We start from the raw sequence: 23,889 nt of genomic DNA on the forward strand, positions 1-23,889 counted from the left end.
CATGAACTCGGCTGACGCAGGAATTGCGGAACACCCGTTCGGGACGGTTTCGGTGGCAATGGTGACCCCCTTCACTCGGGAGGGGAAGGTCGATCTCGACAAAGCCGCGGAGCTGGCCGCTCACCTGGTCGACGGGGGCTGTGACGCCATCGTCGTGAACGGCACCACCGGTGAGTCGCCGACCACCACGGTGCAGGAGAAGAACGACCTTCTGCGGGTCGCGCTCGACGCGGTCGGCGACCGCGCGAAGGTCGTCCACGGGGCCGGCAGCTACGACACCGCCGAGTCGGCGCGGCGCGTCCGCGAAGCGGAGGAGATCGGCGCGGACGGCGTGCTGATCGTCACCCCGTATTACAGCAAGCCGCCCCAGTCGGGTGTCCTAGCACACTTCCGCACCATCGCCGACGCGTCGAGTCTGCCGGTGATGCTGTACGACATCCCGCCGCGGTCGGTGATCCCGATCGAGACCGAGACCATCCTGCGCCTCGCCGAGCACCCCAACATCAAAGCCGTCAAAGACGCCAAGGGCGATCTGCATGCGGCGTCGAAGATCCTGGCGGCCACCGACCTGGAGTACCTGTCCGGGGAGGACGCACTGAACCTGCCGTGGCTGTCGATCGGCGCCACCGGTTTCGTCAGCGTCATCGGCCATCTCGTGCCGGGCCGGCTCCGCGATCTGCGGGCCGCCGTGCTCGCCGGCGACCTCGCGCAGGCGCGCCGGCTCGCCGACTCGATGGCACCGCTGGTCGACGCGATGGGTCGGCTCGGCGGAGTGTGCATGGTCAAGACGGCCCTGCGCATCACCGGTCTGGAAGTGGGGGATCCGCGGTTGCCGCAGGTCGCGGCCGAACCCGCCCAGATCGAAGCACTCATCACGGATCTGCGCGCAGCCGAGGTGATCTCCTGATGGCCGACAACAGCAACAACACCGCCGGCGACAACAGCGGTAACGGCAACGCCGACGGGGGCGGCCGCAAGGGCGGCGGTCGTCGGCGGGCCTCACGCAAGGCGGGCCCGCCCGCCGACCACCCGAACAAGGCGCGGGCGGCCGATTCAGGCGCCGCGAAACTGCCTCCGCAGGTGGCCGCGGCCACCGGATCGAGCGTCACGGGCGACGTCATCGACCGGCTGCCCGCCCCGCCGAAGCTGCCCAAGGGCGGACTCCGCGTCGTCGCGCTCGGCGGCATCGGTGAGATCGGCCGCAACATGACCGTCTTCGAGTACGACGGCAAGCTGCTCGTCGTGGACTGCGGCGTGCTCTTCCCCGAGGACCAGCAGCCCGGCGTCGACCTGATCCTGCCCGACTTCGGCTACATCGAAGACCGCGTCGAGGACATCGAAGCAGTGGTCCTGACGCACGGCCACGAAGACCACATCGGCGCAGTGCCCTTCCTGCTCAAGCTCCGCGGCGACATCCCGATCGTCGGTTCCCGGTTCACGCTCGCACTGGTCGCGGCCAAGTGCCGCGAACACCGCCTGCGGCCGAAGCTGGTCCAGGTGGCCGAGGGCGATCGCCTCTCGCACGGCGGATTCGACTGCGAGTACTTCGCGGTGAACCACTCGATCCCCGACGCGCTCGCCGTCGCGATCCGTACACCGGCCGGTCTGGTCCTGCACACGGGCGACATCAAGCTCGATCAGCTGCCGCTGGACAACCGTCTCACCGACCTGGCCGGCTTCAGCAGACTCGGCGACGAGGGCGTCGACCTGTTCCTGGTGGACTCGACCAACGCCGAGGTCCCCGGTTTCGTCACCCCCGAGCGTGAGATCGGCGGCGTCCTCGACACCGTCATCGGCAAGGCCCGCCAGCGCGTGATCGTCGCCTCCTTCGCGAGCCACGTCCACCGGATCCAGCAGATCGTCGACGTGGCACACCGGCACGGTCGGCGCGTGACCTTCGTCGGCCGGTCGATGGTCCGGAACATGCAGATCGCGCAAGACCTCGGTTACCTCACCGTGCCGGACGGCGTGGTGGTGGACATGGACACCGCGGCCACCCTGCCCGACCACCGGCTGGTGCTCATCTCCACCGGCTCGCAGGGAGAGCCGCTCTCGGCCCTCTCGCGCATGGCCCGCGGTGAGCACCGCCAGATCAACATCCGCGCCGACGACCTCGTGGTCCTCGCGTCGTCGCTGATCCCGGGCAACGAGAACTCCGTGTTCGCCGTGGTGAACGGTCTCGCCAAGCGCGGCGCCACCGTGGTGACCCAGGCCAGCGCCAAGGTCCACGTCTCCGGCCATGCCTCCGCGGGCGAGTTGCTGTACCTCTACAACGCGGTGCGCCCGTCGAATGCCATGCCCGTGCACGGTGAATGGCGCCACCTGCGCGCCAATGCCGCGCTCGCCGAGGCCACAGGGGTTCCCGCCGACCGGATCGTCCTCGCCGAGGACGGAGTGGTCGTCGACCTGGTGGACGGACGCGCCAGGATCACCGGCCGCGTGCCGGTCGGATACGTCTACGTCGACGGACTCTCGGTCGGCGACGTCGGGGAATCGACGCTCTCGGACCGCCTCGTGCTCGGCGAAGGCGGCTTCATCTCCATCTCGGTGGCGGTGGACGCGTCGACGGGTGCCGCGGTGAGCAAGCCGACGGTGTCCGGCCGCGGCTTCTCCGACGATCCCGGCGCCCTGAACGACGCCGCCGAACTGGTGAACAAGGCGCTCGTCGAACTGGCCAACGAAGGGGTCACCGACACCCACCGGATCGCTCAGGGCGTGCGGCGCGCGGTGGGTCGATGGGTGGCTGAGAAGTACCGGCGCCGGCCGATGATCGTCCCGACCGTCATCGCGGTGGGGGAGCGGCGGTGAATCTCGCCCGATCCGAGCGGGCGGCGCTCGTCGAGACGATGCGCCGGACGGGGCCCGACGCCCCCACGCTGTGTGCGGGCTGGGACAACCGTGATCTCGCGATCCACCTGATCCTGCGGGAACGCAGGCTCGATGCGACAGCGGGCATCTTCATCGGCCCGCTGGCCGGACACACCGCTGCCGTCGCCGACAGCTACGCCGACAAGCCCTGGGACGAGCTGCTGGCCATGTTGTCCGACGGGCCGCCCTGGTACTCGCCGTTCCGGGTGGCCGACCGCTTCCTCAACCTCGCCGAGATGTTCGTTCATCACGAGGACGTGCTGCGCGGGGGCGCCGATCCGGCCGGTCCGTTCCTGCCGCGGCAGGTGTCGCCGGATCTCGAGCGGGCTCTAGAGCTTCCGCTGCGGACGGTGGGACGCCGGATCATGGCGGGCTCTCCCGTGCGGGCCACCCTGCGCACCGGGGACGGTCGGGAGGTGATGAGCGTGGGCCGCGGCCAGCCGGTGGGAGTGTCCGGCTCGGTCGGGGAACTGCTGCTCTTCGCGTTCGGCCGTGCACCGGTCGACGTGGAGTTCTCCGGTTCTCCGGCAGCGATAGCGAGCCTGCGCAGTGCCCACCGGACGTTGTGAACCGGTCACGAAATCGACACGACCGTGATCTCTGCGGTGTTGCCAGTGTGACTGATGTGATTGGCGGGCATTAGGCTGGAGGCCATGGCTTCCAATGCATCAACGCGCAGCCGCTCATCCGAGACTTCGGGGAAGCCGAAGTCGTCGGCCGGCGGCCGGTCGCGCAGCGGCGCCTCACGTGGGGGGACTCGGGCCACGGCGACGGCACGGCCCAAGTCCGGACAGGGCGGCCGCGGCGGTGCGCGCAAGCCGCCCGCAGACCGGGCCGGAACCGCGCGCCGCCCGGCGCACTCGCAGGATCTCAAGCGCCGGCCGGCGGAACGGTCGTCGGTGGCGCGGGGGATGGGCCGGGCCGCAGCGGCGACCTGGAACCTCGCCGCACGCGGTCTGGGCGGCGTCGCACGCATCGGTGCTCACCGGGACGAGGCGCCGTCGCAGGGACGCGACAGCGCGGGTCTGGCTCTCACACTCGCCGCAGCGCTGGTCGCGCTCGGCGTCTGGTTCACCGCACTGGGGCCGGTCGGGGCATTCGTCGACACGCTCGTCCGGGCCGGTTTCGGCGCGCTCGCCTACGGCGTCCCCGTGTTCCTGGTCGCCGTCGCGGTGCTGGTGATGAGGTTTCCGGCCAACCCGGAGCGTCGTCTGCGCAATGTCGCCGGGACGTTGCTGATCGCAGTTCCGGTGCTCGCCCTCACGCACCTGATGCACGGCGCACCGACCGGCTACGACGCCCGCGCCCGGTCGGCGGGCTTCGTCGGCTACGTACTGGGTTCGCCGCTGACGAACGCGGTCACGGTCTGGGTCACCGTCCCCCTGTTCCTGCTTCTGGCCGCCTTCGGCGTGCTCGCCCTCAGCGGACGGACACTGGGCGAGGTGGTCGCCGCCACGTCGGACTACCTGGGCCTGGGGGCGGAGTACGACTACGAGTACGACGACTACGAGCAGGACGACTACGGGCCCGACGACTACGGGCCCGACGACGAGTACGACGAGTACGGACCGGACGAGTACGGCGACGAGCCGAAGCCGGATGCGGTGGACGAGCGCCGTGCCGATCCGGACGCGGCGATCGACTACGGCGACCCGTACCGGAACTACCCGCCCGATACGCGGCGCCGTCCCCGCTCCGGCGGTGCGTCGCCGCGCAGGCGCAGGACCGCCGGGCAGGACCGCGACTCGCACATGGCCGATCTCCTGACCGAGCCGTTGATCGACGCGCCGCTGCCGGCGTCCGCACGCCGGTCCGGGCCGGGGGAGCCTCCCTTCGACGTTCCCGTCGACGACAATCCGACCACGCCGCTGGGCGACCTCAGCGATGTCCTCGGCGACGACGGTCTGGACGGCGGCGCTCTCGACTCCGGTGCTCTCGACAGCGATGCCTTCGAGGCCGACGACCACGAGTCGGACGAGCCGACTCCCGCGGCGCGCCCCCGCCGCCGGCCGGCGCCCGCTCCCGCACCGGCGGCCGCTCGCAAGCCGGTCACGACCGCTCCTCCCGCAGCGCCGTCGGGCGGTTCGTTCCTCGATCAGGACCCCGAATCGGGATATCTCCTGCCGCCGGCCGACCTGCTGGTGCAGGGCGAGCCCGCCAAGCTGGGGACCTCTGCCAACGACGAGATGATCGACCGCATCAACAGTGTGCTCGAGCAGTTCAAGGTCGACGCCGCGGTCACCGGATACACCCGGGGTCCGACGGTGACGCGGTACGAGGTGGAGCTGGGCCCGGCCGTCAAGGTCGAGAAGATCACCCAGTTGCAGCGCAATATCGCCTACGCCGTCGCCACCGACAACGTGCGTCTGCTGGCGCCGATCCCGGGCAAGTCGGCGGTCGGCATCGAGGTGCCGAACTCCGACCGTGAGATGGTGCGCCTCTCGGACGTCCTCGCGGCGCCGACGACGCGCAAGGAGAATCATCCGCTCGTCATCGGTCTCGGCAAAGACATCGAGGGCGACTTCGTGAGCGCCAACCTCGCGAAGATGCCGCATCTGCTGGTGGCGGGTTCCACCGGTTCGGGCAAGTCGAGCTTCGTGAACTCGATGCTCGTGTCGCTGCTGACCCGCGCCACACCCGAAGAGGTGCGGATGATCCTCATCGATCCGAAGATGGTGGAACTCACGCCGTACGAGGGCATTCCGCATCTGATCACACCGATCATCACCGAGCCGAAGAAGGCGGCGGCCGCGCTCGCCTGGCTGGTGGAGGAGATGGAGCAGCGCTACCAGGACATGAAGGCGTCCCGGGTGCGGCACATCAATGACTTCAACGCCAAGGTCCGATCGGGTGAGATCACCACTCCGCTCGGATCGGAGCGGGTGTACAAGCCGTACCCGTACATCGTCGCGATCGTCGACGAGCTCGCCGATCTGATGATGACGGCGCCGCGTGACGTGGAGGAGGCGATCGTCCGCATCACGCAGAAGGCGCGTGCCGCGGGCATCCACCTGGTCCTCGCCACGCAGCGACCGTCGGTGGACGTGGTCACCGGCCTGATCAAGACGAACGTCCCGAGCCGACTGGCCTTCGCCACCAGTTCGCTGACCGATTCCCGGGTGATCCTCGACCAGCCGGGGGCGGAGAAGCTGATCGGCATGGGCGACGGTCTGTTCCTCCCGATGGGTGCGAACAAGCCGATCCGCATGCAGGGCGCGTTCATCACCGACGAGGAGATCTCGGCCGTCGTCGAGTTCACCCGCGAGCAGTCCGAACCGGACTACACCGAAGGCGTCACGACGGCCAAGGCCGGCGAGAAGAAGGACATCGACGCCGACATCGGCAACGATCTCGACGATCTGCTGCAGGCCATCGAGCTCGTGGTGTCGAGCCAGTTCGGTTCGACGTCGATGCTCCAGCGGAAGCTGCGCGTCGGATTCGCCAAGGCAGGCCGGTTGATGGACCTGATGGAGACGCGCGGCATCGTCGGCCCCAGCGAGGGATCGAAGGCCCGCGAGGTCCTGGTCAAGCCCGAGGACCTCGCCGGTGTCATCGCCTCGATCACCGGGGGAGGCGGCGAGGACGCCGATCCGTTAAACTGACGGAGATCTTGGAGGGGAGTATCCCCGCCTCGCAGGCGTTCCCGTCAGTACGGAACGGTGGTGCGGCATCCGCGGATCGGATGCCGTGCACCGCTCCCGGGGCCGCCGCCGGCGCCGCCGGTGGGAGAGACCTCCAGCATCGTCGCTTCGTGCTACGTGTTGGAGGAATTCATGAATGCCACTGTCGTGACCTGGTTGGTCACCGGGGCGGTGATCCTGGGCCTGTTCGTCTTCGACTTCTTCGCCCACGTCCGTACCCCGCATGAGCCCACGCTCCGCGAGTCCGGATTCTGGTCGGCGGTCTACATCGGCATCGCCGTCCTGTTCGGCGGATTCGTCTGGTGGAAATGGGGCGGAACCTACGGCGGCGAGTACTTCGCCGGTTACGTCACCGAGAAGGCGCTCTCGGTCGACAACCTGTTCGTGTTCGTGGTCATCATGACGTCGTTCGCCGTACCGCGCGTCTACCAGCAGAAGGTGCTGCTCCTCGGCATCGTGATGGCGCTCGTCATGCGCGGCGCCTTCATCGCGGTCGGCGCCGCCGCCATCAACGCCTACAGCTGGGTGTTCTATCTGTTCGGGCTCATCCTGCTCGTGACGGCGGTGAAGCTGCTCAAGGAGAGCGACGAGCCCGCCGTGCACGAACGCGAGCGCGAGAGCCGCCTCGAACGGTTCGTCAAGAAGTGGTTCCGCGCCACCGACGTCTACGACGGTGACCGTCTCACCACCAAGATCGACGGCAAGCGCTACATCACCCCGCTGCTGGTGGTGCTGATCATCATCGGTTTCACCGACGTGCTGTTCGCCCTCGACTCCATTCCGGCGATCTACGGACTCACCCAGGAGCCGTACCTGGTGTTCACCGCCAACGCCTTCGCGCTGATGGGTCTGCGGCAGCTCTACTTCCTGCTCGGCGGCATGCTCGACAGGCTGATCTACCTCTCGTACGGTCTGTCGCTGATCCTGGCCTTCATCGGCGTGAAGCTGGTCCTGCACGCGCTCCACGAGAACACGCTGCCGTTCATCAACGGCGGCGAGTCCGTTCCGGTGCCGGAGATCGGCACTCCTCTGTCGCTGGGCATCATCGGCGGCACCCTGCTGGCGACCACGGTGGCCAGCCTGGTGGTCAGCCGCAAGCGCAGTCGCGACGCGGCCGACGTCGGACCCTCGCGTCAGTAGGGGCCGAAGACCTGCGTCAGCTCTTTGACGGAGACGGCGGCGACGGCCGACTCGCGCGCGAACGGGTCCTGCGCAAGCAGGTCGCGAGCGGCGTCGGCGTCGTCGGCCGTGATCATCAGGAGCGCGCCGCTGCCGTCGGAGTACGGACCCACGAACTGGAGACGGCCGGCCTCGTGCTGTGCACTCAGCCAGGTCCGGTGCTCGGGCCGGAACCGGTCCCGCACCGCCGCGGCCTCCGGGGCGTAGGTGTATTCGACGGCGAAGAAGCCGGCCATGTCCGATGTCCTTCCGTGGCGGTCACAGATGCGCGAGCATCCGGGTGTTTCCGAGGGTGTTGGGTTTGACGAAGCTGAGATCGAGGAACTCGGCGACACCTGTGTCGTACGACCGGCACATCTCCTCGAAGACCTCGCGGGAGACCGGGGTGCCGTCGATCTCCACGAAGCCGTGCCGGGAGAAGAACTGCGTCTCGAAGGTGAGGACGAAGACCCGCTCCAATTCGAGTTCGCGGGCCACATCCATCAACCGGTCGACGATCTTGTGCCCGATGCCGCGACCGGCGTGCGCGGTGTCGACGGCGACCGTGCGGACCTCGCCGAGGTCCGACCACATCACGTGCAGGGCGCCGCAACCGACCACCTCTCCGCCGTTTTCGGCGACCCAGAACTCCTGGACCGACTCGTAGAGGGTGACCAGGTTCTTGTCGAGCAGGATCTTGCCGGCGTAGATGTCGATCAGTTCCTTGATGCGGGGAACATCCGATGTCCGGGCACGGCGGACGAGGACCGATGAGGGCTCGCCGGTGCGGGAATCGGGTTGTTCGCTCAGCATGCCATCGAGAGTAGCCGCAGGTCCGAGCGCGCCCTTCGGGAGTCTGAGAAAAGCGTGACGTTAGGCTTGATCACGTGACTGAGCCTGTGCGCCGTGTGTTCGGCGAGGATGCGGCCCCGGTGCCCGTGGTGAACATCGCCAACGCACTGACGGTGTTCCGCATCGTCCTGGTCCCGGTGTTCGTGGTCCTGCTCTTCGTCGACGACGGGGAATCGGTGAGCTGGCGGATCGCGGCCTTCGTGGTCTTCGCGGTCGCCGCGTTCACCGACCAGCTCGACGGCCGCCTGGCGCGCGGCATGAACCTGGTCACCGACTTCGGGAAGATGGCCGATCCGATCGCGGACAAGGCGCTCATCGGCGCGGCACTGATCGGCCTGTCGATCCTGGCGGAGCTGCCCTGGTGGGTCACCGGGGTGATTCTGGCGCGGGAGATCGGAGTGACGCTGCTGCGCTTCTGGGTGCTGCGCCACGGAGTGATCCCGGCCAGCCGGGGCGGCAAGCTCAAGACCCTGCTTCAGTCGGTGGCGATCGGACTGTTCGTGCTGCCGCTCTCGGGAGCGTGGCACACCGCCGCGTGGGCGATCATGGCAGCCGCGCTGGTCGCGACGGTGGTCACCGGACTCGACTACGTCTGGCGGGCCGTCGTGCTGCGCCGCGGCGCGGAATAGACCAGGGGCCCACGGCGTTGAGATCCGAGTGTGCCGGGCGTGCGCGGGAGCGCCGCGGCGTGCGGTATGTCGGCGGCGGTCGGTCGGGAATTCGGCTAGGGTCGACGGCACAGGCTATTGATGGAATCGACGGCCCGACCCCCGGGCTCCTGGAGAATCGTGAGGAGGTCCGCGCGTGACTCTGCTCTTGCGTGAGGCGATCGGCGATGAGCTGCGCCGTGTTCGGAACGGTCAGGGACGCACATTGCGTGAAGTCTCGACCGACGCGAGGGTGTCGCTCGGTTACCTCTCCGAGGTCGAACGCGGGCAGAAGGAGGCCTCCAGCGAGCTGCTGGCGTCGATCTGCGAGGCGCTCGACGTGCCGATCGGCGAGGTGCTCTTCCAGGTCGCGGGCCTGATGCAGCCGGCGGGCCGGCCCGTCGGAGCGTCCGATAGCCTTGTCGAAGTCATTGCCCCCCAGGAAGATTCGGTGGACGACGCGGGTGTGCCCGCGGCACTTGCCGCCGCGTGATCGATCGAACGACGACGCGACCCGCGCAACGAGGAGTTTGGAAGACCGATGGCCAATCCGTTTGTGAAGTTCTGGAACTACATGATGGCGCTGGGCAATTCGAAGATCGACGAGCACGCCGATCCGAAGGTGCAGATCCAGCAGGCGATCGAGGACGCGCAGCGGCAGCACCAGGCGCTCTCCCAGCAGGCGGCGGCGGTCATCGGCAACCAGCGGCAGCTCGAGATGCGGCTCAACCGCCAGCTCGAGGAGATCGAGAAGCTGCAGGGCAATGCGCGCCAGGCGCTCACGCTCGCCGACCAGGCCGCGGCCGCCGGTGACAGTGCGAAGGTGGGCGAGTACACCAACGCCGCCGAGGCCTTCGCGGCGCAGCTGGTGACGGCCGAGCAGAACGTCGAAGACCTCAAGGTGCTGCACGATCAGTCTCTGCAGGCCGCAGCGCAGGCCAAGCAGGCCGTCGAGCGCAACGCCATGGCGCTGCAGCAGAAGCTCGCCGAACGCTCCAAGCTCCTGAGCCAGCTCGAACAGGCGAAGATGCAGGAGCAGGTCAGTGCTTCGCTGAACCAGATGAGCGAGCTCTCGGCTCCCGGCAACACGCCGAACCTCGAGCAGGTGCGCGACAAGATCGAGCGTCGCTACGCCAATGCCCTGGGGTCGGCCGAGCTCGCCAAGGGCACCGTCGCCGGACGCATGCAGGAGGTGGAGGCCGCGGGCGTCCAGCTCGCCGGCCACGCCCGGCTCGAGCAGATCCGGGCCAGCATGAACGGTGGATCGCTCGCGCCGGGGCAGACCGCCGGCGCACAGGACGCCCCGGCGGGCCAGGTGGAGCAGGGCGGCGCTGCGCCCGCCCCGCAGACCCCGGAACAGAACTGAGCACCCTCGACAGTTCCGGCAGCCGTGACGACGGGTCCGAGACGGGCCCGTTGCGCATCGCGATCGTGGCCGGGTCCGACGCCGGACACGCATTTCCGGCGCTGGGCCTGGCCACATCGCTGCGTACGGCAGGCGACCGCGTGGTCGTCTACACCGGTGAGCGGTGGACCGCGGCGGCAGCGCGCCGGGGCCTCGAGGTGCGTCCGCTGCCGGGACTGGCGGCTCTGCCCGATGAGGACGATGACGATGCCGGAGCCAAACTGAGCGTACGGGCCGCGCGGATGGCGACGGCCCTGGCTCCGGAACTGGCGACCGGCGGATTCGACCTCGTCGTCAGCGACGTCATCACGGTGGCCGGGGCCTGGGCGGCCGAGCTGGTCGGTCTGCCCTGGATCGAGCTCTCGCCGCATCCGCTCTACGAGCAGTCGGCCGGCCTGCCGCCGATCGGCGCGGGACTGGCCGCCGGCGAGGGAATCGGCGGGCGGCTGCGCGACGCGCTCCTGCGTGCGAGCGCCGCACCCGCTGTGGCCAAGGGCCGTCGGCAGCGCCGCGGCGCCCGACGGAGCATCGGCCTCCCGGATGAGTCGACGCCCCTCGCACGATTCGTCGCGACCCTGCCCGGACTGGAGGTTCCCCGCCCGGACTGGCCTGAGCGCACCCACCTGATCGGACCGTTGCTGTTCGAACCGACCGACGACTGTTTCGTTCGGCCCGAGGGCGACGGCCCGCTCGTGGTGGTCGCGCCGTCCACGGCGGCCACGGGGGCGGGCGATCTCGGCGCCGCGGCACTGGCCGCGCTCGCCGACCTGCAGTCCACGCGACCGCTGCGGGTGGTGTACTCCGCCCTGCAGCCACCGCATGCCGAGGTGCTGCCCGACCGGCTGGTCGCGGCGACGGGCCGTCAGGACGAACTCCTCCCGGACGCCGACCTGGTGATCTGTGGCGGCGGTCACGGCATGCTCGCGAAGTCGCTGCTCGCGGGAGTGCCCGTGGTGACCGTGCCCGGCGGCGGTGATCAGTGGGAGCTCGCCAACCGGGTCGCGCGGATCGGCTGCGGACGGCTGGTGCGCCCGGCCACCACCGCCGCACTGGCGGAGGCGATCGCCGGAGTGCTGGACGATCGGCGTCACGCCGACGCCGCCCGGCGCGTCGCCGCCACCGTCTCGGGCGTCGTCGATCCGGTGCGGGTCGCGCACGCCGCGTATCGGCGATGGACCGGGCCGAGGTGAACACCTGCACGTCCGGACCGTCGGTGGCGGCGGTCGGGCGATCGTGGAGAATGGAACCATGCGTCTGACGGAGTTCGCCGAACTCACCGAGGCAGAGTTCGGCAGAAAGCGGGCCGACGGTCTGCTGACCGATCTGGTGCTGATGGAACTGGGCGGCCGCACGGGCCGGGAGGCCATCGAGCAGGGAGTGGATCCGAAGCTGGTGTGGCGGGCACTCTGCCGCGAATTCGACGTACCGCCGGAACGCTGGTGATCGCCGGATCCGGCGTGTCGGATTGCCGTCGAACATCTGTTCGCTATCCTGTAATGGAACCGGAGCGCGCTCTGGTGCGTCCAATTTAATGACCGTACGAACGGGCCCGGGCGGAAATGTCACACCCGTCTCCTACCGTGTGGTCACGAAAGCGGAAGACGTTCGTATCCACAGCAACGTTCCAATACAGCAGAGCACCCGGAGGAGAGACCGATGGCACCCGTGACTGATCGGCAGAAGGCACTGGATCTGGCGCTGGCTCAGATCGACAAGAATTTCGGCAAGGGCTCGGTGATGCGTCTGGGTGAGGACGCCCGCCCGCCGATGGAGGTCATCCCGACCGGCTCGGTGGCCCTCGACATCGCACTCGGCATCGGCGGCCTCCCGCGCGGCCGGATCGTGGAGGTCTACGGCCCGGAGTCCTCGGGTAAGACCACCGTCGCCCTGCACGCCGTCGCGAACGCTCAGGCCGCAGGCGGCATCGCCGCGTTCATCGACGCCGAACATGCACTCGATCCCGAGTATGCGGCGAAGCTGGGTGTCGACATCGACGCGCTGCTGGTCTCGCAGCCGGACACCGGAGAACAGGCACTGGAGATCGCGGATATGCTCATCCGCTCGGGTGCGCTCGACATCCTGGTGATCGACTCGGTGGCGGCGCTCGTGCCCAAGGCGGAGATCGAGGGCGAGATGGGCGACAGCCACGTCGGACTGCAGGCACGGCTCATGAGCCAGGCCCTGCGCAAGATGACCTCCGGTCTCAACAACTCCAACACCACCGCGATCTTCATCAACCAGTTGCGCGAGAAGATCGGTGTGATGTTCGGTTCGCCGGAGACCACGACCGGCGGCAAGGCCCTCAAGTTCTACTCGTCTGTGCGACTGGACGTCCGGCGGATCGAGACGCTCAAGGACGGCACGGACGCGGTCGGCAACCGGACGCGCGTCAAGGTCGTCAAGAACAAGGTGGCGCCGCCGTTCAAGCAGGCGGAGTTCGACATCCTGTACGGGCACGGCATCAGCCGCGAGGGTTCGCTGATCGATCTCGGCGTGGCCGAGGGCTTCATCCGCAAGTCGGGTTCGTGGTTCACCTACGAGGGCGATCAGCTGGGGCAGGGCAAGGAGAACGCCCGTAAGTTCCTCATCGCCAATCCCGATGTCGCGAACGAGATCGAGAGCAAGATCAAGGACAAGCTCGGCATCGGTCGTCCCGCCGCGGACGCCGACGAGATCGCCCCCGAGCCCGTCGACTTCTGATCCACCTATGTCCGACGATACGGCGGCCCGGTCCGGCCCGTCGCCCTGGGATGCTGCGCTGCGGCTCCTGGGGACCCGGGCCCGGAGCCGGGCGGAGATGCGTGACCGTCTGAACGCACGCGGCTTCACCCCGGACGAGGTGGAGCAGACTTTGCGCCGGCTCGACGAGTGGAAGCTGCTCGACGACGCCGACTTCGCCGCCGAATGGGTTCGATCGCGGCATGCGCACTCCGGTCGCGGGCGGCTGGCTCTCAAACGCGAACTGCGGACCAAGGGGATCGACGATGAGACCGCGGCGCAGGCACTGGACCAGATCGATCCCGAGGACGAGCGGGAGATCGCCGTCCGGCTCGCGGAGAAGAAGCTGAACGTCTCCGGCGAACAACTCGGTGACCGCGAGATCCGGGCCAAGGCGTATCGGCGGCTCGCAGGGGCCCTGGGTCGCCGCGGCTATCCGCCGGAGATGGTCGGATCGGTGGTCAAGGAAGTCCTCGACCGCGCTCGACACTCCGCCTGACTCCCGGCTTCACCGGCCGATACCGGTGAAGCCGGGGATGTTCTCCATCGCTTCCAGATCGGCGACGTCCGGATCGGGAGCCGCGGTCCGGCGCCGGCCGCTGCGCAGACGGCGTTCGAGGTAGTTCGCCAGGCCCGTCAGACAGAAGTTGATCGCGATCATGATCACCGCCACCACGAGCAGTGACGGCAGGTAGTTGCCCCAGTACGACGCCGAGACGATGCCCGACCGCACCACCTCGATGTATCCGAAGGCGTAGCCCAGAGCGCTGTCCTTCAGCGCGATCACCATCTGCGAGATCAACGCGGGCAGCATCGCGGTCACCGCCTGCGGCAGCAGGATCATCCGCATCATCTGCGACTTGCGCATGCCGATCGACAGGGCGGCTTCGGACTGGCCTTTGGGAACCGACTGGATTCCCGCCCGCAGGATCTCCGCGATCACCGAGCCGTTGTACAGGGTGAGACCGAAGACCACGGCGGCGAACGAGAGCTGTGACGACGGCACGACCGCGTACTTGGCGAACAGGTAGTACGCGAAGAACATCAGGATCAGGACCGGGATCGCACGGAAGACCTCGACGATCAGACCGCAGACGGCACGCACCGCCCGGTGGTCCGACAATCGTCCGATGCCGAGCAGCGTACCGACCACCAGCGCCAGGATGATCGAGGCGAACGCCGCCTTGATCGTTCCCCACAGACCCGGCAGCAGCCAGGTGGTCCAGGTCCCGGCGACGGTGAACGGTCGCCACATGTCCGATTCGAACTGGCCGTTGTCGGCCAGCACTTTGATGATGTACGCGGCGATCGCGATCAGGATCACGACGAAGACGACCGCGGTGATCAGGTTGCGGCGCCGGGCGTGCGGCCCGGGCGCGTCGTAGAGGACGGTCGACTGATCGCTCATCGCTTGACCGCCCATCGCTTGGCGGCCCATCCGAAGACCGCACCCTCCGCGAGGGTGATGATCATGAATCCGATGGCGATGATGGCGAAGATCAGCAGGATCTGGTCGCCGTGGGTCTCGAGTTCGGACTTCATGAGCAGTGAGGCCTCCGCGACGCCGATCACCGAGGCGATCGTGGTGTTCTTGGTGAGCGCGATCAGCACCGATCCGAGCGGCGCGATGACGGTGCGCAGCGCCTGCGGCAGGATGATCAGTCCGAGAACCTGGGTGAAGGTGAGCCCGAGCGATCGAGCGGCTTCGGCCTGTCCGATCGGAATGGTGTTGAACCCGGCGCGGAGGGTCTCACAGACGAACGTCGCCGTGTACAGGACGAACGCGAGCACCGCGAGCCGGAAGTTGTTGGTGGCGATGAAGTTCGAGCTCTCCGTCGCCAGCGTGAGACCGAGGTTCTGGTACAGGCCGATGGAGCAGAAGAGCACGATCAGGGTGAGCGGGGTGTTGCGCACGACGTTCACGTACACGGTCGCGAAGCCGCGCATCACCGGAACCGGCGAGACCTTCATGGCGGCCAGCAGGACACCCCAGATCAGTGCGCCGATCGCCGAATAGACAGTGAGTTTGATGGTGATCCAGAACGCGGGCCAGATCTGCGGACCCATGCTCTGCCATAGGTCGGACATCTACGCATCTCCTTCGCAGGGCGTCGACGGGGAGGTGAGGAAGTCGAGATTCCCGACGTCCGGGAAGAGCTTGTACTGCGATCCCGGCGCGTCGGCGCGGGCGATCCACGAATCGATCGTCTCGTTGCCGAGCGCGTCGCGGAGATCCCGGCTCCAGACGGACTGGTCGGAGCCGGGCAGCGGGGCGAGCATCGCTTCGAGCGCCTCGTTGACCTTCGCGACCGAGTCGGGATAGTTCTTCGCCATGCCGATGCCGTAGCGCTCGGTCGAGAACGGCTGGCCCTTCTTCTTCAGCTTCCCGCCGACGCAGGCGTCCTTGGGATAGGTCATCGACACGAGCTTGAACTCGCCGGGGTAGCGGTTGGCGTACCCGGCCAGAATCGTCTCGTCGGTGGTGAGCGCGTCGACCTTGTCACGGCGCAGCGCCTCCACGCACGAGGAGTAGGAGTCGTACTCCTGGAGCTGGACGCCCGGCAGCTGAGCCTTCACGTTCTGCGCCGGTGTCGAACCGCTCACCGAGCACAGTTTCTTGCCGTTGTTGAGGTCCATCAGCGAGTTCAGGGACGAGTCATTCTTGCGGACCAGGAGCCCCTGGTAGGTCACGAGGTAGGGGCCCGCGAAGGCCACCTTCTTCGCGCGCGCCTCGTTGATCGAGTACGTCGCGGCGATCATGTCGACCTCACCGTTGCCGATGAGGGTCTCGCGCTGAGCGGAGGGTGTCTCGCGCCAGGTGATCTCCGGATGCGGTACGCCGAGCCGGTCGGCGATGTGGTCGACGACGTACTCGGAGACCGACGGATCGAAACCGACCACCGAACCGTCCGGCTGCTGCACACCGAGCCCGGGCTGGTCGTACTTGGTGCCCAGGACGACCTTGCCGGACTTGATCGACTCGACGAGGTCGCGCGGTTCGGTGCTGCCGCACGCGGCCACGGCGGGCAGTGCCAGGGCGATCGCGAGGATCAGCGCCGGCAGTGCGCGGCGTCGGCGTGACGGGCGTCTGAGGGAAGTGGTCGCCATGTCAGCCTCCCAGGATCTTCGACAGGAAGTCCTTCGCACGGTCGGACTTCGGCGCGGTGAAGAACGTCTCGGGATCGGTGTCCTCGACGATCTGACCGTCGGCCATGAAGATCACGCGGTCGGCGGCCTTGCGGGCAAAGCCCATCTCGTGCGTCACGACCACCATCGTCATGCCCTCCTTGGCGAGGGCGACCATCACGTCGAGGACCTCGCTGACCATCTCCGGGTCCAGGGCCGAGGTCGGCTCGTCGAACAGGATCACCTTCGGATCCATCGCCAACGAGCGGGCGATGGCGACGCGCTGCTGTTGACCGCCCGAGAGCTGAGCCGGGTACTTGTCCTTCTGAGCGGCGATGCCGACGCGGTCGAGCAGTTCCTCCGCACGTTTGCGGGCATCCGCCTTCGAGGCCTTGCGCACCTTGATCGGTCCGAGCGTCACGTTGTCGAGGATCGTCTTGTGCGAGAAGAGGTTGAACGACTGAAAGACCATGCCCACGTCGGCGCGGAGCCGGGCCAGGTCGCGGCCCTCCGCGGGCAGCAGTTCGCCCTCCACCCGGATCTCGCCGCTGTCGATCGGCTCGAGTCGATTGATGGTCCGGCAGAGGGTGGACTTGCCCGAGCCGGAGGGGCCGAGGACGACCACCACCTGACCGCGGGGCACTTCCAGGTCGATGTCGCGGAGCACATGGAGGTCGCCGAAGTGCTTCTGCACGTTCTTCATCGAGATCATCGGTGTGACGTTCGTGTCGGGCATGACTAACAAACTAGTTGTGACGCGCGTCGCCGCACGGGTTCTTTCGCATGTTCCCGCGTGTCGCCGCGCGGAACCGGACATGCCGGCGATGCGGTACGTGTGACGCGGACGGATTTGCCCCGCCACGTAACCTTGAGATGTGAGTGTTGAGGCCCTGGGAGAGACGACGACCGAGGATGCGGCGACGGCGCCGCGCTCCTATTCGGTCCGTACCTACGGATGTCAGATGAACGTGCACGACTCCGAACGGATCGCGGGCCTCCTCGAAGACGCGGGCTATGTGGCCGCCGACGACGGCGACGACGCCGATCTGGTGGTCTTCAACACCTGTGCGGTGCGTGAGAACGCGGACAACAAGCTCTACGGCAATCTGTCGCATTTGGCGCCGGTGAAGGCGCGGCGACCCGGGATGCAGATCGCCGTCGGCGGGTGTCTGGCGCAGAAGGACAAGGACACCGTCCGCAGCCGCGCACCCTGGGTGGACGTCGTTTTCGGAACCCACAACATCGGCTCGCTGCCGGTGCTGCTCGAACGGGCCCGCCACAACGACGAGGCGCAGGTCGAGATCCTGGATTCGCTCGAACGATTCCCGTCCACCCTGCCCGCGCGCCGTGATTCGGCGTATTCGGGTTGGGTGTCGGTCTCGGTCGGCTGCAACAACACGTGCACCTTCTGCATCGTGCCGTCGCTGCGCGGCAAGGAGGTGGACCGGCGTCCGGGCGACGTTCTCGCCGAGGTGCAGGCACTGGTGGACCAGGGCGTGCTCGAAGTGACCCTGCTGGGCCAGAACGTCAACGCCTACGGGATGTCGTTCGCGGATCCGGACATCCCGCGCAACCGCGGGGCGTTCGCCGATCTGTTGCGCGCGTGCGGCGGCATCGAGGGACTGGAGCGGGTGCGCTTCACCTCGCCGCATCCGGCGGAGTTCACCGACGACGTCATCGCGGCGATGGCCGAGACCCCCAACATCTGCCCGCAGCTGCACATGCCGCTGCAGTCCGGCTCGGACCGAGTCCTCAAGGCCATGCGACGCAGCTACCGCAGAACCAAGTTCCTCGGCATCCTGGACCGCGTCCGCGACGCGATGCCGCACGCCGCCATCACCACCGACATCATCGTCGGTTTCCCCGGCGAGACCGAAGCTGACTTCGCGGAGACGCTCGACGTGGTGGAGCGGGCGCGCTTCTCGAGCGCGTTCACCTTCCAGTACTCGCCGCGACCGGGCACCCCGGCCGCCACCATGCCCGATCAGGTTCCGCCGGAGGTGGTGACCGAGCGGTACCAGCGGCTGATCGCGCTCCAGGAGCGGATCTGTCTGGAGGGCAACACGGCGCTGGTCGGGACCGAGGCGGAACTGCTCGTCGTCGCCGACGAGGGACGCAAGAGCTCCTCGACCGGGCGGATGACCGGACGCGCCCGCGACGGACGTCTGGTGCACTTCCTATCGACCGGCGATGCGGACGGTCGGACCGGCGGCATCCGTCCGGGTGATGTCGTGACCACCGTGATCACCGACGCCGCCCCCCATCATCTGATCGCCGACGCCGGGGTGCTCTCGCACCGTCGTACCCGCGCCGGCGATGCGCACGAGGCGGGCACCCTGCCCACCACACCACCCGTCGGCGTCGGGCTCGGGATGCCGTCGATCGGAGTGCAGTCCGTTCCTGAGCCGACGAGCGCATGCGGAACTGGAGGCTGTTCATGAGTAAGAACGATCTGGATACTTTCACTCGATACGAGCGCGAGCTCCGAAAGACCGAGAAGAAGGTCGCGGGGGAGATCGACCCCGGTGCCCGGGCCGTGGTGGTCGCCGTATGCGTGCTGCTCGCAATGGTCTCGCTGGTTCTGCCGCATGCCGGCGACGCCACGGGTCTCGACGTGCTGATGATGACCGACAAGGCCACCGCCGAGCACATCAAGCTGCCGTCGGAGATCTTCGTCTACATGCTGGCGATCTTCGGCATCGGCTTCTCGACGCTCGCGTTGATCACCCGTCGCTGGGTGCTCGCCTGGATCGCGCTGGCCGGAACCGCGGTCGACGCGGTGGCGGGCATGCTCGCGATCTGGACCCGGAACACCGTCGGAGTCGACGAGACGGCGTCGCCGTCGGGTGCCGGCGCGGGTCTGCTGCTGGGTTGGGCCGTCGCGATCGTTCTGGTGTTCCACTGGGCCCGAGTGGTGTGGAATCGCAACTCCTACCACCTCGCGCTGGAGCAGGAACGTCGCGCCGAGGCCGCCAACCGCGAAGCCTTCGGACTGTCGCTCCAGCGACCGGTGGCGCCCAGCGCGAAGGCCGCGAGAGCCGACGAAGCGGATTCTGCGGAAGCGGACTCGGCGGAGAATGCCCACACGCAGGGCGACCAGACTCGGGGCGACCAGACTCCTGAGGGGACCGCGTCGGACGACTGAGTTCCGGGCCCGGGCTCGGTGCGAACGCACCGCGCCCGGGCCGTCGGGACCTGGTGGGCGTCAGCGATCGGTGAGCGCCGAGTGGGCCGCGCTGGCCCACTCGCGCCACTGCGCGGCCTGTTGCCGCAGCTCCGCGGCCTCACGGTCGCGTCCCGCGGCGGCGGCCTTCTCGGCCTGCTCGTCGAGCTTGTCGGCGCGCTCGGTGAACTGCGCGGCGCGCGCCTGCGCCTCCGGGTCGGTGCGTGCCCAGTCGGCGTCCTCGGCGTCGCGCAGCCGCTTCTCGAGCGCCCGCGCACGGCTCTCGAGTCTGTGCATCTGTTCGCGCGGGACCTTGCCGATCTCGTCCCACTTCTCGCGGAAGGTACGGAACTCGCGCCGCGCGGTCTCCAGATCGGCCGCCGGATCGATCTTCGCCTCGGCCTCGTCGAGCAGTGCGGTCTTGGCCTTCGCGTTCTCCGCGAATTCGGCGTCACGCTCGGAGTTCACCGCGTTGCGGGCCTGGAAGAAGACATCCTGTGCGGCCTTGAACCGGAGCCAGAGCGCCTCGTCGGTGTCGCGCGGTGCGCGACCGGCGGCCTTCCATTCGGCCAGGAGTTCGCGGAACTTGGCCGCCGTGGGGCCCCAGTCGGTGGAGTCCGACAGCGCCTCGGCTTCGGCGATCAGTTCCTCCTTGCGCGCCTTGGCTCCCGCCCGTTCGCGGTCGAGTTCGGCGAAGTGCGCACCGCGACGCCGGTTGAACGCGTCCCGCGCTTTCGAGTAACGCCGCCACAGCGCATCGTCGGTCTTGCGGTCGATGCCCTTGATCGTCTTCCACTCGTCCAGGATCGCCCGGAGCCGGTCGCCGCCCGCCTTCCACGAGGTGCTCTCGCTCCCGATGTGCTCGGCTTCGGCCGCCAGCGCCTCCTTGCGTTCGATCGCCGAGACACGGGCCGACTCGCGCAGGTCCTTGACCTCCTGCGCCACATCGTCGGCGCCGGAGACGATCACCTCCAGACGGGCCGCCAGGCTGTCGACGTCACCGATGACCTGTGCGTCGGGGAGTTCGGCGAGCAGATGCGCCGCCGACGCCTGAGTCTTCCTGGGGTCGCCGGAACGGGCGGTGAGACGCTCCTCGAGGATCTCCACTTCAGTGGCCAGGTCGGCGAACTTCCGGGAGAAGTGCGCGAGGCCCTCTTCGACGGTCCCGGCCTGCCACGAGCCGATCTGGCGCTCGCCGCTCGCAGTCTTGAGCCACACCGCACCGCTCGAATCGATCCGGCCGAACTCGTTCGGATCACCCACCGGCACCGGATGGACCGGTACCGCCGGGGTCGGGCCGCCGACTGCGGGCCGGGGGACCGGACGCGGCCGAGGGCCAGGCTTCGGTCCCGGCTTCGGGCCGGGCTTGGGGGCCGACGGGCCGTTCGAGGCCGGGTTGCTCGAGTCGGGCGAGTTGATCATGCGTGTACCTCTTGAATCGTCTTCGCCGCGCGTCACGGCTGCCAGATCACTGCGTGGTTCATTCACGTGGTTCATTCACTACGAGGTTCATTCAAGCAGGCACGGCGACGGTTGTGGGCGCGGCCTGCAACATTGCCTCCCACATCGAGGCCGGGACGCCGCCGGTGCCGGGCCCGAACCGATGTTCCGCGCGCGCACCGGTAGCGTCGAGACCGTGCTAGCCCTGGTTGCGATAGTCCCGAGCGCTCCGCTGCTCGTCCCCGAACTGGCCGGTCCGGCCGCCACCGACACCGAACCCGTACGCGCGGCCGTGCGTGCGGTGGCGAAGCGGCTCGGCAGCGCGGCCGATCGGTGGATCGCACTCGGCGCAGCCGATCGCGCCGGCTCCGCCGGTGCCACGGACTACCGCAGCTGCGGCGACTTCGGCGGATACGGTGTGCCGCACCCGGTACGACTCGGCGGTCCGCCGACCGAGGGCGCGCCGCTGCCCCTGTCGATGCTGATCGCGGGGTGGGTCCGCGGTGAGGCCGACGGCGGCGGAGAGCGGATCACGGTGACGCCGTGGGTGGTGGATCCGGAGTGGTCGCCGGACCAGTGCGCGGCAGCCGGACTGGAACTCGCGCGCGCCCTGTCCGACGGCGGCGATCCCGACAGCGACGATCCCGACAGCGGCGATCCCGACAGCGGCGACCGGGTGGGACTTCTGGTGGTGGCCGACGGCTGCACCGCGTTGTCGCCGGGCGCTCCGGGCGGCGGCGAGCGGCCCTCGGCGATCGCGCTTCAGCGGCGGATCGACGACGCGCTCGCCCGCGCGGACACCGGCGCACTGGCCGCCCTCGACGCGGACGCGTGCGCCGCGGAGGGAGTCGGAGGCAGGGCCGCATGGCAGGTCCTGGCGGCCGCCTGCGGCGGTCCCGCGGCCGATGTCGCTGTGTCTGATGTCGCAGCGGCAGAGGTGTTGTATCGCGATGCCCCGTTCGGGGTCGGTTACACCGTCGCCGTCTGGTCGCCGGGGGCGCCGCGGTGACCCTCGCACCCATCGCCGTCATCGGCCCGACGGCCAGCGGCAAATCAGAACTCGCCCTCGATCTCGCCGAACACTTCGGCGGCGAGATCGTCAACGTCGACGCGATGCAGCAGTACCGCGGGATGGACATCGGCACCGCCAAGCTTCCCGTCGCCGAACGGCGGGGGATACCGCACCACCAGATCGATGTCCTCGACGTCACCGAGACCGCCACCGTCGCCCGCTACAAGTCCGCGGCGACGGCAGACGTCGAAGCGCTTCTCGCATCGGGCCGGCTGCCGGTCATCGTCGGCGGGTCGATGATGTACATCCAGGGCCTGCTCGACGATTGGGAGTTCCCGTCGACCGATCCCGCGGTGCGGGCGAAGTACGAGGCGCTGCTCACCGAGATCGGGCCGTTGGCTCTCCACCGCAGGCTGGCCGAGGTCGACCCGGCCGCCGCGGCCACCATCCTGGACTCGGACGGCAGGCGCATCGTGCGCGCCCTCGAGGTGGTCGAGATCACCGGGGAGCCGTTCGCGGCGTCGGCGCCGTCGATCGGTGAACCGCGGTGGGGGACCCGCATCCTGACCCTCGACCGAGAGAAGGAGGCCCTCGACGAGCGGATCCGGTTGCGCACCGCGGCGATGTTCGACGCCGGCCTTGTCGACGAGGTGCGAGCACTGTGCGAGAGCGGCCTGCGGGAGGGACGGACGGCCTCGCGGGCGATCGGCTATGCACAGGTCATCGAGTATCTCGACGGCGTCTACGACCTCGATCAGGCGCAGGAGCGTACTTTCTTCGGCACGCGACGGTACGTGCGCCGGCAGCGGTCGTGGTTCCGGCGCGACCCGCGCGCGGTGTGGCTCGACGCCGCCGATCCCGCCCTGCTGGAGAATGCGCTCCGCGCGCTCCGCGTAGCCTGATGGGAGTGAAGAACTCTCCGGCGCTGACCTTCGTCAAAGGGCATGGCACCCAGAACGACTTCGTGATCCTGCCCGATCCTCAGGCACAGATCGAACTGACCGAGGACCTCGTCGTCGCCCTCTGCGACCGCCGGCGGGGACTCGGTGCCGACGGCGTTCTGCGCGTCGCGACCGCCGGATCGCTGGTGGCCGAACAGGTGCTGGAACGGCTACCCGAGGGCGTTTCGGGCGTGGACTGGTTCATGGACTATCGCAACGCCGACGGTTCGATCGCGGAGATGTGCGGCAACGGTGTGCGCGTGTTCGCGCACTACTGCCGGACCGAAGGGCTCGTCGACACCGATGCGTTCACCGTCGGTTCGCGCGCCGGGGCCCGTCCGGTCACCGTGCACTCGGCCGACGACGCCGACGCCGACGTGAGTGTCTCGATGGGACCGGTGGCGCTGCGCGGTCCGAGCGAGGTCCGCATCGCGGGTACGACGCTGACGGGCGAGGCCGTCGACGTCGGCAACCCTCACCTGGCCTGCGTGGTCGACGGACTGACGCCCGAACGGCTCGCGACACTGGATCTCACCACCGGCGCCGAGCTGGACTCGGCGCTGTTTCCGGACGGGGCGAACGTCGAGATCCTCACCCCGCTGACCCCGGGCGGCCCGACCCCGGCCGACGAGGCCGACTTCCATGCGCACATGCGAGTGTTCGAGCGGGGCGTCGGGGAGACCCGATCGTGCGGTACCGGCCTGGTGGCCGCCGCAGCGGCTGCGCTGTCGGGGGCCGGCAGAGACTCGGGGTCGGTCGCGGTCACAGTGCCGGGCGGCGACGTGCTGGTCACTGTCGGCGACGGCTCGGCCGTCCTGCGCGGCCCGTCTCGGCTGGTGGCCCGCGGCCGGCTCGTCGCGGGCTGGGCCGACTGAGCGGGCACCCGCGGGAAATCCGGATGCGTTCCGGTGCCGGTCG

The 23,889-nt window shown here is 68.7% G+C and carries 24 protein-coding genes; 17 read left to right on the forward strand and 7 right to left on the reverse strand.

Translation table 11 applies throughout. From position 1 onward, the window contains the following. Position 1 precedes the first annotated feature (1 nt). The 5 genes from dapA to ACZ5QD_RS04085 all read left to right on the forward strand — a co-directional run bounded on the left by dapA (position 2) and on the right by ACZ5QD_RS04085 (position 7,649). A complete protein-coding gene (gene dapA, locus ACZ5QD_RS04065) occupies positions 2 to 907 on the forward strand; it encodes a 4-hydroxy-tetrahydrodipicolinate synthase (RefSeq protein ID WP_006896248.1) in 906 nt (301 codons plus the stop codon). Beyond that, a complete protein-coding gene (locus tag ACZ5QD_RS04070) occupies positions 907 to 2,808 on the forward strand; it encodes a ribonuclease J (RefSeq protein WP_006896249.1) in 1,902 nt (633 codons plus the stop codon). Before dapA ends, ACZ5QD_RS04070 begins: the two co-directional genes overlap by 1 nt. Next, positions 2,805 to 3,437 (forward strand): TIGR03085 family metal-binding protein, encoded by a 633-nt coding sequence (locus ACZ5QD_RS04075; RefSeq protein ID WP_006896250.1) that lies wholly within the window; start codon positions 2,805 to 2,807, stop codon positions 3,435 to 3,437. Before ACZ5QD_RS04070 ends, ACZ5QD_RS04075 begins: the two co-directional genes overlap by 4 nt. 342 nt (positions 3,438 to 3,779) lie before the next feature. Continuing rightward, positions 3,780 to 6,470 carry an FtsK/SpoIIIE family DNA translocase gene (locus ACZ5QD_RS04080; RefSeq protein ID WP_346075437.1) on the forward strand — a complete coding sequence of 897 codons (2,691 nt, stop codon included), beginning with the start codon at positions 3,780 to 3,782 and terminating at the stop codon, positions 6,468 to 6,470. 171 nt (positions 6,471 to 6,641) lie between these two features. Continuing rightward, positions 6,642 to 7,649: a TerC family protein gene (locus tag ACZ5QD_RS04085; RefSeq protein ID WP_464367124.1), complete on the forward strand. Its 1,008-nt coding sequence runs from the start codon at positions 6,642 to 6,644 to the stop codon at positions 7,647 to 7,649. On the opposite strand, the gene ACZ5QD_RS04090 is transcribed toward ACZ5QD_RS04085, so the two are convergent. Both ACZ5QD_RS04090 and ACZ5QD_RS04095 read right to left on the reverse strand, forming a co-directional pair. Beyond that, entirely contained in the window at positions 7,643 to 7,924 is a 282-nt protein-coding gene (locus tag ACZ5QD_RS04090; protein WP_006896254.1) for a YciI family protein, read from the reverse strand. The two genes, ACZ5QD_RS04085 and ACZ5QD_RS04090, sit on opposite strands and share 7 nt — an antisense overlap. Before the next feature lie 22 nt (positions 7,925 to 7,946). Then, positions 7,947 to 8,480, reverse strand: a complete 534-nt coding sequence (locus tag ACZ5QD_RS04095; RefSeq protein ID WP_006896255.1) for an amino-acid N-acetyltransferase — start codon at positions 8,478 to 8,480, stop codon at positions 7,947 to 7,949. A 74-nt stretch (positions 8,481 to 8,554) separates the two neighbouring features. On the opposite strand from ACZ5QD_RS04095, the gene pgsA reads away from it, so the two are divergent. The 7 genes from pgsA to ACZ5QD_RS04130 all read left to right on the forward strand — a co-directional run bounded on the left by pgsA (position 8,555) and on the right by ACZ5QD_RS04130 (position 13,788). Continuing rightward, complete coding sequence (gene pgsA / locus ACZ5QD_RS04100; protein WP_006896256.1) at positions 8,555 to 9,148, forward strand: CDP-diacylglycerol--glycerol-3-phosphate 3-phosphatidyltransferase; 594 nt, start codon at positions 8,555 to 8,557, stop codon at positions 9,146 to 9,148. 175 nt (positions 9,149 to 9,323) lie between these two features. Then, entirely contained in the window at positions 9,324 to 9,659 is a 336-nt protein-coding gene (locus ACZ5QD_RS04105) for a helix-turn-helix domain-containing protein (RefSeq protein WP_006896257.1), read from the forward strand. Positions 9,660 to 9,707: 48 nt separating this feature from the next. Then, positions 9,708 to 10,532, forward strand: a complete 825-nt coding sequence (locus ACZ5QD_RS04110) for a PspA/IM30 family protein (protein ID WP_222111120.1) — start codon at positions 9,708 to 9,710, stop codon at positions 10,530 to 10,532. A 50-nt stretch (positions 10,533 to 10,582) separates the two neighbouring features. Further along, positions 10,583 to 11,761, forward strand: a complete 1,179-nt coding sequence (locus ACZ5QD_RS04115) for a glycosyltransferase (protein ID WP_006896259.1) — start codon at positions 10,583 to 10,585, stop codon at positions 11,759 to 11,761. 58 nt (positions 11,762 to 11,819) lie between these two features. After that, positions 11,820 to 12,014: a DUF3046 domain-containing protein gene (locus ACZ5QD_RS04120; protein WP_006896260.1), complete on the forward strand. Its 195-nt coding sequence runs from the start codon at positions 11,820 to 11,822 to the stop codon at positions 12,012 to 12,014. Between the two features lie 213 nt (positions 12,015 to 12,227). Beyond that, a complete protein-coding gene (gene recA, locus ACZ5QD_RS04125; RefSeq protein ID WP_006896261.1) occupies positions 12,228 to 13,271 on the forward strand; it encodes a recombinase RecA in 1,044 nt (347 codons plus the stop codon). Between the two features lie 7 nt (positions 13,272 to 13,278). Next, entirely contained in the window at positions 13,279 to 13,788 is a 510-nt protein-coding gene (locus ACZ5QD_RS04130) for a regulatory protein RecX (protein ID WP_006896262.1), read from the forward strand. Positions 13,789 to 13,797: 9 nt separating this feature from the next. Here ACZ5QD_RS04130 and ACZ5QD_RS04135 read toward each other — a convergent pair whose 3' ends face one another. The 4 genes from ACZ5QD_RS04135 to ACZ5QD_RS04150 are packed head-to-tail and all read right to left on the reverse strand — an operon-like array spanning position 13,798 to position 17,127. Then, a complete protein-coding gene (locus tag ACZ5QD_RS04135) occupies positions 13,798 to 14,697 on the reverse strand; it encodes an amino acid ABC transporter permease (protein WP_006896263.1) in 900 nt (299 codons plus the stop codon). Next, entirely contained in the window at positions 14,694 to 15,377 is a 684-nt protein-coding gene (locus tag ACZ5QD_RS04140) for an amino acid ABC transporter permease (RefSeq protein ID WP_006896264.1), read from the reverse strand. Before ACZ5QD_RS04140 ends, ACZ5QD_RS04135 begins: the two co-directional genes overlap by 4 nt. Then, positions 15,378 to 16,397: a glutamate ABC transporter substrate-binding protein gene (locus tag ACZ5QD_RS04145; RefSeq protein WP_045540082.1), complete on the reverse strand. Its 1,020-nt coding sequence runs from the start codon at positions 16,395 to 16,397 to the stop codon at positions 15,378 to 15,380. A 1-nt stretch (position 16,398) separates the two neighbouring features. Next, the gene (locus ACZ5QD_RS04150) at positions 16,399 to 17,127 is read right to left on the reverse strand and encodes an amino acid ABC transporter ATP-binding protein (protein ID WP_045540090.1); all 729 of its coding nucleotides are present in this window, start codon (positions 17,125 to 17,127) and stop codon (positions 16,399 to 16,401) included. Positions 17,128 to 17,290: 163 nt separating this feature from the next. Here ACZ5QD_RS04150 and miaB point away from each other — a divergent pair, with 163 nt between their 5' ends. After that, positions 17,291 to 18,856 (forward strand): tRNA (N6-isopentenyl adenosine(37)-C2)-methylthiotransferase MiaB, encoded by a 1,566-nt coding sequence (gene miaB, locus ACZ5QD_RS04155; protein WP_045540079.1) that lies wholly within the window; start codon positions 17,291 to 17,293, stop codon positions 18,854 to 18,856. Continuing rightward, entirely contained in the window at positions 18,853 to 19,560 is a 708-nt protein-coding gene (locus ACZ5QD_RS04160) for an Rv2732c family membrane protein (RefSeq protein WP_222111119.1), read from the forward strand. Before miaB ends, ACZ5QD_RS04160 begins: the two co-directional genes overlap by 4 nt. Positions 19,561 to 19,620: 60 nt before the next feature. Here ACZ5QD_RS04160 and ACZ5QD_RS04165 read toward each other — a convergent pair whose 3' ends face one another. Next, complete coding sequence (locus ACZ5QD_RS04165) at positions 19,621 to 21,000, reverse strand: DUF349 domain-containing protein (protein ID WP_006896269.1); 1,380 nt, start codon at positions 20,998 to 21,000, stop codon at positions 19,621 to 19,623. A 214-nt stretch (positions 21,001 to 21,214) separates the two neighbouring features. Here ACZ5QD_RS04165 and ACZ5QD_RS04170 point away from each other — a divergent pair, with 214 nt between their 5' ends. Genes ACZ5QD_RS04170 through dapF form a run of 3 tightly spaced genes read left to right on the forward strand, consistent with a single transcriptional unit; the run spans position 21,215 to position 23,846 of the window. After that, a complete protein-coding gene (locus ACZ5QD_RS04170; RefSeq protein ID WP_039867390.1) occupies positions 21,215 to 22,027 on the forward strand; it encodes a class III extradiol ring-cleavage dioxygenase family protein in 813 nt (270 codons plus the stop codon). Next, complete coding sequence (gene miaA / locus ACZ5QD_RS04175; protein WP_006896271.1) at positions 22,024 to 22,932, forward strand: tRNA (adenosine(37)-N6)-dimethylallyltransferase MiaA; 909 nt, start codon at positions 22,024 to 22,026, stop codon at positions 22,930 to 22,932. Before ACZ5QD_RS04170 ends, miaA begins: the two co-directional genes overlap by 4 nt. Next, complete coding sequence (gene dapF, locus ACZ5QD_RS04180; RefSeq protein WP_006896272.1) at positions 22,932 to 23,846, forward strand: diaminopimelate epimerase; 915 nt, start codon at positions 22,932 to 22,934, stop codon at positions 23,844 to 23,846. Before miaA ends, dapF begins: the two co-directional genes overlap by 1 nt. Positions 23,847 to 23,889: the final 43 nt, after the last annotated feature.

This window comes from Gordonia sp. J1A (genome assembly GCF_055393515.1).